Source organism: Chryseobacterium sp. JUb7, from assembly GCF_024806495.1.
Lineage (GTDB): Bacteria > Bacteroidota > Bacteroidia > Flavobacteriales > Weeksellaceae > Chryseobacterium.
The window spans coordinates 1-14,678 of the sequence record NZ_JANUFF010000017.1; the positions used below are offsets into that span (position 1 = coordinate 1).

Consider the following 14,678-nt stretch of genomic DNA (forward strand, 5'->3'; position numbering starts at 1 on the left):
GCATACTGGCTCAATACGGTTGGAATAGCAGGGTCGGTATCCGTAAGCCACTCTTCGAAGGTTTGGGAAATCTCACTAGGTGAAGTCTCGATAAAATCCTCGGTAGCTCCGATATAAGGTGGGTTAATCACCGAAACGCCTTCCACCGGATCCTTGATAATGATCTTCATCGTTCCTCCAAGAGGCTTCAGACCTTTATAGGTTGGCCATCCATCTAACAGTTTAGAGACATAACTCGAAGTAAAGTACATGGAGATTTCTGTCGTATCATCCTGGTAGAATAACGGCTTGGCATTCACCAGGTTTCCGTCTGCATTAGGATAAGAGCGCTGATAATCGATATACGCTCTCAAAGAGGTATGAGGATACTGATCAGGATGTGCCGTCTGCTGCTCAATGGTATTCCAGTTGGTATCACGAAGAACTCCTGTGGTATCTTCCAAAATATGGATCGATCCGTCCGGATTTTCAATCTCGATATCTCCATACGTAGCATCCCTGTCCAGATGGAAGAACCCTAAAGGTCCCGCCGTACGGAAGGCATAGCCGTAAGTATAAGGCTGGTGAACCAAATTATCTACCGTATCTTTAACCGTAAACTTCATATAATACGCCGTATCCGGTCTCCAAATCGGCTGTACAGAATGCGTGATCGCGGCAACAGCTGCCTGGGCTTCGGCTTCAATGGCATCCTGAGAAGGAATACTAAGGTTGAACTCATAATCTTCTACCGATAACCATTTAACTTCGTGGAATAACGTAAAGCATTTCTTGCTGCTTGAGCAGTTGCCCAAATCTTTAAGAATTGAAATAATATCTTCACAAGCCGTATTATAGGCTCCTCGATACATCACATAATAGCTCCACCCTCTCATAAGCGTCGTAGAGATGATATTAATCTGTCTGAATAAAACATCATTCAGATAGAAATATTCAGGATGACTTTCGATAAACTGATTGTAAGCTTCCATAAATGGAGAATTGCTCATCGGCGGTCTGTCATTAAAGATCCCAAACTCTTTGGTAGAAAGCTCTGTACTTAAATTACACAAAGTAGAAATTACACAGATATTCATATCTCTCGACAATCTCTCAATCTGTCTGAACTTCGTTCTTAAAGACTGGAAACGAGAGATAATACCCAGGTTATCCATCGGATTACTGCCAACATAGTATGAAAGATCTTCAAGCAATTTAGCATACTGATCCAGATAAACAGTATATAAAGCAGATGAAGTAATACCCGCCTGCAAGTCTGAAAGCATCGAATGGAAAACTCCCGACTCTACCTTACTTCTGATGAAAGCTCCGAACTGTAATGCATTAGGAGCATTAACACCTCCGGGGAAGAAGTCATTATTATAATGCTGGACAATCTGCGGATATAGTTTGCACAACATCTCGTCCTTATCCTGTCTCATACCCTCGCATCCGATCGACTGCAGTTTTTCCAGCTGAGACTGCAGACTCATATACTGCTGCCAGTCGCTTGGCTGTACCTGCCCGACATAGCCCCCATTGGACAAAGCCTGCTGGTAACCCTGCTGCATCAATACTGCCATCTGTTCCTGGATAAGATTGATCTGTACGGAATCCGCTACATCAGGAATAATAACGATTTTTGTAATCCCTTTTTTCGCAATATGTTCAGGAACCTCAATCTTATCATTCAGTGTATCCCGTGAATAGTATTCTTCATCCATATCGTACTGAACAAAAGACTGCGTATCATCAATTAGAGGACTGAAATACTGAATCGTTAATCCTGTACTGTACGTACTTAGCTTAAGCTCAACCTTTTGAGACGGTGCAGGAAGCATGATCGTAAGGTGAGATTTGTTCTTGAATTCCAGTGATTTTTCGAAGCCATAGATATTTACGGCATCGGATACCTTACCCGAATCGCCCTGCATCACAGGATTGCCGTTCGGATCTACACTATACTGTACATCGCCCGAGATCTGGTAAGAAGCTCCTTTACTCTGGAAGAAGCTGTTGTTCGATGCATAATACTGAATATTCAATGGCTTATCTAAAAAGTCGGAAACAGAATCATCGATATTCTGCCCTGTACAGAACAAGGTCGATGGCATCACGCCGTACTGCTCAGGAATAAACCAACCAGGATTTCCCTGCTCCGTATAAGAGAATGGCGTCATCCCCAAAATACGGATCGCATTGTACTGATTGTCCTTTTTCTGCCACTGACCCGCTTTGGCCGCATCCAGATACGTATTACCCGGATCCATAGCCTTGAATGGGTTATATTTAATCCATCCTGCAGGAATCAGCTGACCGGTAGCAGGATCAACATGCGCTTCTTCTTTGTAGGCATTGATCTCGATACTCTCAAGCGTATACTGGTGTTTGACCTGTCTCATTTCAAGACCTTTCATCACCTTATCAGGCGGGATAAGATCTACGGCATTACCCGCAGCGCTCGTATATCCGCCAATGATCTCATTGGATATTGAGCTCGGAAGTAAGCCCTTCGTGGTTTTGATATCAATATAGGTATCCAGTGGGACCACTTTGGTAATCGTATTTACCGCAGGATAAGATTCAGGATTAATAACCTGCTGAAGATCAAAGGTCTCATTGGTAAGCATGCTCACCCCTTTAACAAGACTCTCGGTCTGATCTGATATTTCTGTAAACGGATTCACAGGGTCTCTTTTAACCGTCTTATTGAATTCCCATTTAAGCTCGATCTTGGCACTGAAGCTCAGCTTAAAGAATAAAATCTTGATCTTAAACGCTACACTGAATGCGCCGTAGATAAGGAAAGGCTCGGGAGATTCTACCGCAAGAAGGATCGTGACCGAAGCGTAAATACGGATGATTTTAACATCGATATCAATCGTTAAACCAGCCTCAAAGTAAGCGCCCATCTGGGGCTTCTGGAAACTGATTTTTCCACCCAGTTCAAGATAAGCCAGAACAAAAATCTTAATCGGTCCGAATTTTCTGTCGAACCTGAATTCTCCTCGTGCTCCCGCTTCAATACCTTTGCCCGAAATCATTAAAAATGCTTTCAGCGTAAAGAGATTCTTCAGAAGACTCGCCGTAATAGGCGCCTGCTTGGTTCCGAAATTAATGTACCAAGCCGATGGATTGTTAAAGAAGAAACCGGCCTGAATCTCAGCATAAAGCTTGATGATATCTCCTGAACTTTCAGGGAATTTATAATCCGCTCCAAATCCGAATTCCAAAGAATTATCTCCGAAAATAAAGAACGCAAAGAATGGTGGATCATCCTGATACGTTACCCTGCTCGATAAAAGCTTCATCCTGGCATCTACCATCACCATCGACGGTAAAGACAACAGAAGCATCGCATTGGCTGAGATGATATTTCCATTGGCCATCGTATCACCTAAAAGGGCACCGACTCCTAACGAGAACGGGAAATTGTAATGCTCTGTCTTATCGGGACGGTTGAATTTATTAACCCCAACTCCACGCTCAGGGGCGGTATAATACTGATACCACGTGTTCTCGGAAGTCATCCCGATCGCTTCTTTCTCAGCCACATAACGGTAGCCTAAAAGACCGCGGAAGCCATAAATAGACACCGGACCAAGCGCAATAGGGTTCGGTAGTTCAATATGCGCATCAATCAGAAACGCAGGATATTTGGGCGCAAGACGCATGTCTACGCCTCCCGTGATTCTAGGGTTTTTGACCTTTAAGCTCACTCCACCCTTATATTCCTGGAATTCTCCCGGCTCAGGGATCGAAAGCCATCCTTTGATTGAAACCGTAGGATCACTCGAATTCGCAGGAATGATCATATCGACATGGATCGTCTGGATATGAAGATACGAATCCGGTCCTTTACCCTCAGCATCATTATTATCAACCGTATAGTAATACTTGATTCCGTCTCCTCGTGCATCAATTCCCGCGACACCGATACTGACCCCGCCATCAAAGCCGAAGTAGTTATACTTACGGATAACTCCTCCTTTTTCTCGCTCGTGAGAGCCAAAGTGGATCGCCGTAACTGAAACATCTACCGGTCCAATCGGAATTTTAATAGGCTTAGGTAACGTCATATTACCGCCGTTGACCTTGAAGTCGATATGCCCGTCGCTGTAAATCCTTAACGCGGAAATACTTAAAGTCTGGCCTTTTAAAAGTTCGCCGAAAGTGCCTAAGAATTCTACGTCGGCCGAAGCGCCGATATAAAACTTATCGCCTTCTTTGCCCAGTTCTACGGACTTTAAATGTAACTTGAAGACATCCGGAAGGGTAAGCGTAGGATCAAATGGTGGAACGGCTGCGGCAGCTACACGGAAGTCTCCATTGGCTTCAATATGTCCCTGAACCGTAATATTAGCAGGATTTCCTGAAGAATCCGTAAACTTCGGAATATACAGCTGTCCTTCGATATTAGAAGAGACCACAGCATTTTGCTTCAAAGTAATATCAAAAGATTTGAAACCTACTTTAAATCCGTCCTGTGAGCCGATTCTCTTCCATAAAATATTGTTGCTTAATCCTGATAAATAGGATTGATAAGCAGCCGCATTCTGGTAAGTAATGGAATTGGTCTGACCTACAGGCGTTAATGATAATGGAAATTTAAACGGATATGGGAACTCAGAGGATGTACTAATAGCCTGAAGATGAGTCTTAAGCTCAGCATAGTCATTTATCTCGACTTCTGTCATCTCCTGAGTCGCAGCATCTTTCTCAAATAGGGTGACAGGATAATCAAAATTGAATTTTGAATTATAGTATTCAAACGGCACTCCCGGATTCACAATCGGAACGGATTCTAACATGATCGTTCCGGAAACGCCTCCTGTTCCTACCAAAAGATCATAGCCGCCTAGGCGTAAAGATGTAGTGGTATTTTCTGGTGGGGTATTGTCATTATGGAACCATTTTGGCGGGAAAGTAACCGAAATAGCTCGGGCATAAACTCCGACAAAGTCATTAGGTCTTCCATCAGCATCAGCTTCAGCAATGTTCGAGGTTTTACTTAAGTCCACTTTTAAGCTTTCAAGCTGCAGAATTAATCCTGTATTCCCGATACTGGCATACGCCGGCTGCAAAGAACCCGCAAGCTCCATCTGATAACCGAAACCGGAATCTGTATCGGCATAAAAATCTGCTTCAGCAAATAAAAACTTACTGTTGGTTGTCGTAATTTCATTACCATTAGCATCAACAGGCTTTAAAATGTTTCTAGGAAACTCAATAGCTGCCGTTAATTTTAAAGTGGCACGGATTTTAGGTAAAATTAAGTCCTTGACGAAATCTTCGAAATCTCCGGGTACAAATGCAGAGAAGAATGTGCTTACCTTCTGTTTGGCTTCTGAAACACTCCCGGAGGATAAGATGTATAATCCTAAAACGGTAGGGGCAACAGCTTTATTAATTCCGTTGATTTCAGCAATTAACTTCTGATATTTATTATCTTCATAATCATCAATGATAATATTACTTCCATATAGAAGGTTGATATCTTCTATTAAGTTTTGGAAGTTAGACTGTACTGTATTTCCGGTCACAAAAGAATCTGTAGCAATCTTAAGTACCGTAATTTCTGAAACATCAAAAATAGTCAGTGCCAGATTAAACAAATCTTCAGCCGAAAATGAAAATTGATTCGCTTTAAAATATTTTACAAATTTTAATATTTTCCAATTCCAATATAGTGTCATCGGAAAGGATGAAATATCTCCATCCTGGAAATCAGGATTAAGAACCAAGGATATTCCGGTGCCCGGAATCTCTAGTGCAAGTTTGGTTTTGCTGACAACACTTAAACTGTAAAAGGCTTCAGTGCCTGATATATTTTTAGTGAAATAATAGTCTTTGTAATGTAATTTGCCCAGTATATTTTCCAATCCTGACTTAAGAAAGGATAGAAATTCTGGCAAATCATCTGCTTTTACAATATCTGTAACAGCAGGATAATATGTTAATGTATTTTGTGTTGGCATATAATATTTTTAAAATTTGGATATGGGGGTATAACCCTCTTATGAAAAGAGGTTAAAGTATTATTCTTATGTACAAGTTATTTACCTTAGATCATCTACCCGATATTCTTCTATAAATTTCCCTGTAACAGGGTCGTAAATAAAGCCTCTGGGAGGTCTACCATCCGGATATTTAGGTGGGCAAGCAATTTTATAAACTGCTTTCTTAAGGTCATCATCTTTAACAATCCTCCATCTTAGGATCTGATCTTCTTTTTCAATATCGATTTTAAAATCGTTTCTCATATTTTGAGCTATATCAAAAATAGAAATTGGATACCCTTCATCTTTTCTGATTTGATCATAATTGATATCTTCAATCAAATCTCCTTTTCCAGAATATTTTTTATGATGTCCGATTGGAAGGTCTAAAAAATAATGGGACTCAATAAATAAAGAATAATTTGGGTGATAGATATATACTTTCTTATAACTTCCTCCTATTTTAGATCGGATCATTTTATACGAGTCTACTGTAGAGAGTTTCTCCATATAGATTAATGAATCTTCTTTTTTAAACTCATAGACTTCCCAAACAACCCGTTTAAGGGTATCTCTAGCATCCTGAATTGAGCTTTTAACTCGCTTATGCTTATTGAATGTATCTATATCAAAAAATTTGAAATTTTTGTTTTCATTAATTTGAGAAAAACAGCCTGTTGTAAAGACAAATAAAGCTATAATACTAAATATATTTTTCATATTTTAATTTTGATCTTTCGACAATATTCTATTAACAATTTTCTTTTGCCAATTCCATATATTATTCGTAATTGTACTATAACTCATGTAGTTATCTGTAGATTTAAATTGATATGGATCATTATTAGGATCACCTGAGGCTATAAATGTATACTTTTTGTCAGTTTCAATCATAGGATTAGTGTCATCATGTGTATGATAAAGGCCAAGCGCATGATAGCCTTCATGCCCTAATGTCTCATTATTTCTACCTTTACATGCAACAACCGTTCTAACACCTATATGCTCTGTAATCCCTCCTAAATTCTTACCTGCAGAAGCGGAAAGAGCAGGTAAGGAAAATGCAAATATTTTAAGCCATTTTTCGTCATAACCTGAAATTCTATTCTTTAGATCAGTAAAAATACCAGCAGGTTTAAGATGAACAATGTTTATTCCATTAATTGGAACATTATACACAAACCAACCACTCGCACCTAAAGTATATCTTACATCACCTTGAAGCGATAAACTCATATATTTTATTTTTGGTACAATAAGAGCCTGATAAAAACTTTTGAAAAAAGCTTCTTTTTCACCATTCTTAAAATCTGAAGTTACAGTATCATAACTGGTTGAGCAAGCTGTTAAAAGCACATTTAATGGTTTCCTGGCTATACTATCATTACTATTTACCACAATAACACCTGCAAGCAATGGTTCACCGCCGCCTTTTGGATAGTACATCGCTTTAATCAATTGCTGATTAGTCATATCCTGTAAGCATGTAACTTTTAAGGATAAATTCATTCTTAAGGTATTATTACTTTGCAAGCTTGTAATTGAAGTTTTATCTAGTGAAAATTTATCACTTTCACTAAATTCAAATTTAATGATTCCTTGTTTAGCAGAAGGATTTTTAATATTTACTCTTAAAACTGCTTCATAGGACGGGTCAGGAGGAGTAAAGCCTAATTCATCTGCAACCGGAGCATTTTTGTCTCTATAATCTTTTGAGAATAAAGTTAAAAACGGAATACTATATGCTCCACCGGCAAATGGTAAAGAATAATATTCTCTTTTCAACGATTTATATGCTGTATCTTTATCACTATAAATCATATTACCCGAAGATACAGATTTTCTGTTATAACCGTTGAGAAGCCCATCATAAAGTTTAGGTCCGGGAAGAGTATTAGTGGGAGTATCAAAATCCTGAAAAACATTATCTGCATCTCTTAACCAGTCAAATCCAAATTCTCCATCATATGCTTTACTTACCGGTAAGAAAGGAACTGGATTACGCGGAATCGTTTTAAATTCAATCTTAACGGGTGCTAATTCTTTATAAAAGCGCTGGTACTTAGAATATTCAGCTGAAAAGAAAAACAGATCATCTAAGCTATAAACATAAATTGGAACAGAAGGATAATATATAGTCGTGCTAATTTGACCTGTAGTAACGTCTTCATATCGTATTCCAAGTTTAAACTTCCTAATGTTTTCATTCACAAAAGGTTCTTCTTCCAAATTGAAAAAAACATTATCCGCACCTGAAGGCAAAACAAAACTATTATATTCATCCTCAGTTATACCAAGTAACATATAAGAATATTTCTGAAAAGGATATTTTTCATGAAATAAACATAACGAATTAATAGCCGGACTTCCAAAAGTTCCTTTATAAATGGATAGGTCTTTATCTCCAAAAAGACTCACAAAATAGTCTTTTGAAGTTTTATGACCTTTCGCTGATCCGAAATTTATTTTATCTATACTTATATCATCATAATCCTTATTTTGATCTGTATTATTTTTAATTGTAGCTATAAAAAGACGTCTTTTCTTTCCATCCTTGCCTTCATCAAAAACAACTCTGTTTTGTATTATTGCAGTTTCATCAATAGAATCATCCAAATTTATATTTCTATTTCTGTCATATCCTGTCCAATACATTTTATCACTAGGATTTACAGTTATCGAGCTTTTAAGATTAGTAATCCATAAATCATTAAGATAATTTTCTTTTGGAAACTTTTGGAACATTCTTACATATAAAAAAGCAAATGAGGCACAAAAGCTAGATCCAGAATCTTTAAAAAAGTTTATCTTAACAGCAGAGGATTTTCCTTCCACATCTACCGGTGGATGCTCAAATTGTTCTGCTGTAAGTTGAGGACGTTCCGTTACTGGATATAGTAACAATTCTTTATTATTACTATTATTAGCCGGAGCGATTACATCTACTGAAATATTACGTTCTGGAATTCTTTCGTAAATAGTTTCCGTAATTTTATAATCAAACTGTATATTAACTGTCTGAGAGGCTGAAGTTCCTAATTGTTTTATTAAAATAGGCCACTCATGAGTAGCATTCTTTTCACTTGCAGCATCATTAAATCCATATACTTTTCTTGTATCCTCATAGTAATTAAAACTTCTATTATTTTCTCCTTGGATATACACATAAATTTTATCTTTAGTCTGATACTTTTTTAATATAGGTGAAACTTCATCTGCACTTTGTTTTTCTGAATTATCTTTTAAAATAATTTTACCACAATTAATATGGGATCCCCAAAATGCGGCAGCATCTAAAAACTGATGAATATGTTCTTTATATCTTTTCTTTTTGAAAGCTGTATTTAGCTCAGGAATGGATGTGTCTAATAAAAAATCTTTTGAAGATGCATATCCCAAATTAAGTTTAAACACATCTGATGTTACTATGGCATCTCCGTAATCCAAAATAATATCTAATCCTAATGCCCCGGAAAAATTTCCAATACTTTTTCCTTTCAAGCAAGAAAAATTTATTTTCTTATCAAATAGCTCATCTAAATGCATTTCGTTGGTCCCTGCTCCATACCCTAGCAAGTTTGCAGCAATAGTAGTTCCTCCAGGATTTAAATTATGATAAGCATCCCATAATTGGCTGATTATTTCAGGTTGGTTCTGATTTGCTGTATTTTTGGCAACAATATTATTATTTGCATCAATAAGATCAGATTTGTTAATACCTCTATAGACAAAATATTTAATCTTCAGTGGCGAGTAAATATCTGCATTCTTAATAATAATATTAACTTTATCAGGCTCTCCAGTCTGTTGTAAAATAGCTAATTGTCCATTTGCAATTGCAAAAACCTTAGCATTATTGCCCTTTACAAAAGAAGTAGTCCTATATTTTGTGAGTTCAGAACCTTTTACCGGACCAAACGCATCTGTTGTCAAATTTTGATCCGTCATATTTGCATCGGAAAGCTCTGAAAGCTCAGTATAAAAATATGATTCAGGGTTATAAATTTTATTTATTTTCATTTTTAATAGTAATTATTAACAACTATATCAACTTAATTCATTAATGAACAAATCAATATATTTATTAAATTAAAAACATTTTAAAATCTACATCATATGTAAGATTTTATCAAAAAGCAATAAAAACAAGGGAAGAGTTTTTATGGTTGTTTTATTAAAAATTTGATTGATTTTTTCTAGAATTTTAAAATATATTTTGTGATGTATTACTTGATTCGTTAGTTTGGAACAAACTTATTCCGTGTGAACGACAGAACTTGGCGTGATATATTTAAAAGTAAAAAAATGAATGATTCTCATGAGATAAGTGTTTTTTATATTAGCGCTAATATATTTTCCCTTGTTATTATTCGCTTAATTTTCTAAAGCAAAACTATCCCCTCTCAACGCCAAAACTTGACGCAACAAATTTATTTTTAGAAAAATTTTAATCTATTTAACCAATATGCTTATAAAAAAATAAAAAATCACAGGTTTAAATTATAATACAAAAAAATCCGAAGAAAAATTTTCCTCCGGATTTAATGTTGTTTAACAGATGTCAATCTACTTTAGAAAAATAGATTTTAATTATTTGCCTTTATTAAAACTCTTTTTCTGAACAAAAGCAATAAAGTACTGAAAAACAAAAGATAAGCAATATTAAATATCGCTCCTCCCACCCATCCGGAATAAGGAAGCGGTAAAAGGTTCTTCAAAGGGATGATCAACAGAGTCAGTACAAAAGGAGTCATTAAAGCCATCCATCTCGGAAGCAGGGTTTTCTTTAAAATAATACAGACAGCAAAAGCAATCCAGCCGACAGCCAAAACACCGATAGCTGATCCCCAGGCAATATTCAGCATTTTCATAAAGCCTTTTCCGGTTTCTAAAAGATAAGGATGGGAAGCCTGATCTGTATGGTAAACAGCTTTATAAATTTCTCCGACATAGAAAAAACCCGCATGTCCCAAAGGAGACAGAACCGCTCCTGCTAATAAAATCCAGTTAACAGCAATGGAATACCATTTTGTTTTATCTGCAAAAAACTGAAAAACAAGCCATGTGGCAGGAAGCAATAATGGAGCGGTCAGAGCACCGATCAAAGCACCAAACATCAATCTGGGAGTAGATCCTTCCAACATTAAGGTTGCAAACTCTACATCCACCCGATCTGAATAGGTTGTCGAAAATAAAGGATAATCGTCCGGATTCGGATCAAATCCGGCAACAAATATATCTCCGGTCAGCCAGCATACTGAAACCGTTATGGCAGCTGCAAAAGCCCAGTTTATTTTTTTTGAATAGTTCATATTTATTATTTTTAATGGAGTAAATGATTCCGAAGGCTTAAAGAATCTGAGTTTGCAGAATATCTTCTATTTTAATTTCATGGCCCGACATTTCAATAGTTTTCAGTCCTTTACCTTCCACAAGTTTAAGTTCTGATTGACCGATCAGTAATTCATCTACCAATTTTGTGTTTAAATTTTCTCTTCCCACAACAATATTTTGTATTCCCGTAATTCCATTGGGATGGTTGATTTTCTTAGGCCGCGGATTGGGAATATATGCAGACATCAGAAAGGGAAAATCAAAGTCATCAGGCATTAAAAGCTCCCACTTCAAAATTCTTCCGTGGATATCTTTTCTTTTAGCTTTATGAAATTTAACCGAAATATTTTTCTGGTTAAAAATCTCTTTCTCAGCATTTAAATGTTCAGCCTCGGACTCAAGAGACCATTCACTCCATCCCTCGCCTACATTCTTCCATTTTTTCATCCTGTTTAAAACAGATTGATAGCCTAAAACTCCCATCATCCATTTCTTATAAAAAGGAAGTTTGCAATCATGGTAAATTTCAATAAAAATTCCTTTTTCAAACCAGATCATTGCATTGTATGCTTTTACAGGATCGCTTCCATATTCTACTATAAAACCCGCTTCCCGGAGTTTTCCAACAGCAATATGCAGATCTTTGACCTGATACAAAACATGGCTTATCTGTAATTTATTCTGCATCAGTCTCAACATTTTCTTTATGTCTGTCCATGGCAGATTTATCTTCAGCAACACCCGATTTCCAGTACGAATACGCATAAAGTTCTTCCTGCTTCCAGGATTTTTCTTTTCGGAGATGATTTCGGATCTTTTTTACTGTAGAAAATTCTGCTGCCACATATCCGGATCGTGACCCTTCCGGCAATATCTTTTGTTTTACAATATCTGCTAAAAGACTTCCCTGCTGGGGATGCTCATTATAAACCCAAATCAATTCAATATCTGCCGAAGTCTGCAGTTCCTGCTCATCAATTTTACTGTCAACCTCCAGAATGCATATTCCTTTTGCTGTGGACGGAAGATCTTCCAAAATTGCAGCTATCACAGGAATTCCTGTTGAATCGGCAACCAAAAGATAATTTTCAGCTTTTCCGTAGAGATCTGTTTTTCCATCTTTCATCAAAATTCCCAGTAGATCACCTTTTTTTGCAGCAATAGCCCATTCTGAAGCAGGCCCTTCATCTCCATGAGCTACAAAATCGATCCATATTTCATTTTTCTCAAGATCAATTCCACGATGGGTATAGGTTCTTACAACCGGGCGGATTTCTTCCGGCTGGGTTTTCCACTGCATTTTTTCATAATCGAATTCCGGAAAATAAATCTTATCAACACCTTTCGGCGGAACAAGAATTTTGTTATTTATCCCTATTGTTGTATTGGCTATTAACGGAACATTTTCTCCGGTAAGAAAAATTCTGATGTAATGAGGAGTAATATATTCTTTTCTGCTCACTCTGAATTCTCCCTGTATTGTTTTAAAATTCTTCATTATTATATTCTTCTTTTATTTTTTTATGCCTGTCAGACGAATTACACTTCCTGTTCCTATATGATACATCCCTTCATTTAAATCAATGATTTGCTCTTTAAAAACCTGAAAATCAAAATTTTTAAAATCATTTTCGAGTTCCTCTATAGAAAATAAGCTTTCAATATCTGCCGGACCGCCAACTTTTCCGTTTTTTAATCTGTATTCCAGATGTTTTTTACTAAAGGCTTCAAAAATTATAAAACCTCCTTTCTTTAAATAGCCATTAAGTAACCGATGATATACCGACTTGATTTCTGCCGGAAAATGAGCATAAACCAGAGCAATTACATCAAAATATTCCTCTTCAAAACCAAGTTCCGGAAGCTCTCCAACCTGATAATCAATCTCAACATGATGCTGTTCTGCTAATTGTAAAGCTTTATTCTTCCCTTCTTCACTGATATCAAATGCTGTCACCTGCCAGCCTTTCTTTGCCGCATATACCGCATTTCTACCCTCACCTTCAGCCGCTAAAAGAATTTTCCCGGGTTTAAGTCCATCCAGTTCCTGTTGAAAATACATATTGGGATTTTTTCCATACGCATATTCTTCATCACGATAGCGGTCATCCCATCTTTTAAGCCAGTTTTTATCCATTATTTTAAATTTAATTTTACCTTACAAATTCTTGAGACCTGATATATTCATTTTCACGATTATGGTCTTCACTGCTGCACTTATGTTGTTCTTTTTGAATATCTTTTATAAAAACAAATACAATTATTAAGAATGATTCTAAATAATCAATACCTTTGTGCAAAAGTAGCCCCTAAAACTGATGGTCCGGGTACGCAAAACGGAATAAAAACTCCGTGAAAAGGAAAAATTCTAATTAAAAAGAACGGAAAATGACACTACGCCTGTACGATGAAAAAATTGGAAGAACATTAATAGAAAGAAAGTATCCCAACACGTATTTTTTGAATGACGGAGACATTAAAGAGTGTATCACCTATCTGAAACCACCTTACGGAACGGGGTTTTATCACGAAATCTGTTTTGGAAGTGTTCATATCGGCTTTGGAAATGTAGCCCTGGCTGATAAACTTCTCCTTTATTTTGAAACAGATTTTGATTCTGTTGAAATGCATTTTACATTGAAAGGTAAAAGTTCTGCAATGTCAGAAAATTTTCACAAAACGGTAACCTTTGACAGCTATCAGCATAACATCATTTATGCCCATCAGATGAGAGGCAAAATGGAGTTTGACGGTCGGGAAATGCAGATGCTTGAAATAAATTTAGCACCGGCTTTTTTCAAAAAATTTTTACCTGAAGATTCTGATCTGTTCAACAGTTTCAGAGCTGCGATAGACAGGCAGGATTCATGTCTGATCAATCCCGACCATAGTAGAATCAGCCTGGAAATGTATCAGATTCTCAACGACATTATGTATTGTGACAGAAAAGGTATTTTTAAAAGAATTTATCTTGAAGCTAAAGTTGCTGAACTTTTGCTTTTACAGCTTGAGCAACTTTTCATCAATGAATCAACTTCATCGCTATCCCATAAAGATGAGGAAAAAATATATGCCGTAAGAGATTATATCATCAGCAACCTCAATAAAAACTGTTCCTTAGTGGATCTTGCCCATCAGGTTGGAACCAATGAATTTACTTTAAAAAAAGGATTTAAAGAACTATTCGGGACTACTGTTTTTAATTTCTGGAACGATACCAAAATGGAACATGCCAAAAAAATGCTCCTTGAAAGTGATTTAAATATTAATGAAATTTCAGATCTTATCGGTTATAAAAATGCCAGACACTTTTCAACTGCTTTTAAAAAGAAATATAATGTGATTCCCAGTAAAATAAAGAATTAA

The 14,678-nt window shown here is 36.6% G+C and carries 8 protein-coding genes; 1 reads left to right on the forward strand and 7 read right to left on the reverse strand.

The features are described 5' to 3' along the window. The 7 genes from M2373_RS20915 to M2373_RS20945 form a co-directional block, all read right to left on the reverse strand. Positions 1 to 5,957, reverse strand: a 5,957-nt coding sequence (locus M2373_RS20915; protein WP_259113221.1) for a hypothetical protein, incomplete at its 3' end; no start/stop codon positions are given. Positions 5,958 to 6,038: 81 nt separating this feature from the next. After that, a complete protein-coding gene (locus M2373_RS20920; RefSeq protein ID WP_259113223.1) occupies positions 6,039 to 6,698 on the reverse strand; it encodes a hypothetical protein in 660 nt (219 codons plus the stop codon). 3 nt (positions 6,699 to 6,701) lie between these two features. Further along, entirely contained in the window at positions 6,702 to 9,998 is a 3,297-nt protein-coding gene (locus tag M2373_RS20925; RefSeq protein WP_259113224.1) for a hypothetical protein, read from the reverse strand. 566 nt (positions 9,999 to 10,564) lie between these two features. Further along, positions 10,565 to 11,290 carry a DUF6796 family protein gene (locus tag M2373_RS20930; RefSeq protein WP_259113226.1) on the reverse strand — a complete coding sequence of 242 codons (726 nt, stop codon included), beginning with the start codon at positions 11,288 to 11,290 and terminating at the stop codon, positions 10,565 to 10,567. Positions 11,291 to 11,327: 37 nt separating this feature from the next. Then, a complete protein-coding gene (locus M2373_RS20935; RefSeq protein WP_259113227.1) occupies positions 11,328 to 11,999 on the reverse strand; it encodes a VOC family protein in 672 nt (223 codons plus the stop codon). After that, complete coding sequence (locus M2373_RS20940; RefSeq protein WP_259113229.1) at positions 11,989 to 12,810, reverse strand: siderophore-interacting protein; 822 nt, start codon at positions 12,808 to 12,810, stop codon at positions 11,989 to 11,991. The genes M2373_RS20935 and M2373_RS20940 overlap by 11 nt, the downstream gene beginning before the upstream one ends. Positions 12,811 to 12,825: 15 nt before the next feature. Continuing rightward, positions 12,826 to 13,449 (reverse strand): bifunctional 2-polyprenyl-6-hydroxyphenol methylase/3-demethylubiquinol 3-O-methyltransferase UbiG, encoded by a 624-nt coding sequence (locus tag M2373_RS20945; RefSeq protein ID WP_259113230.1) that lies wholly within the window; start codon positions 13,447 to 13,449, stop codon positions 12,826 to 12,828. A gap of 251 nt (positions 13,450 to 13,700) precedes the next feature. Between M2373_RS20945 and M2373_RS20950 the strand changes: the two genes are divergently transcribed. Continuing rightward, positions 13,701 to 14,678 carry a helix-turn-helix transcriptional regulator gene (locus tag M2373_RS20950; protein ID WP_259113231.1) on the forward strand — a complete coding sequence of 326 codons (978 nt, stop codon included), beginning with the start codon at positions 13,701 to 13,703 and terminating at the stop codon, positions 14,676 to 14,678.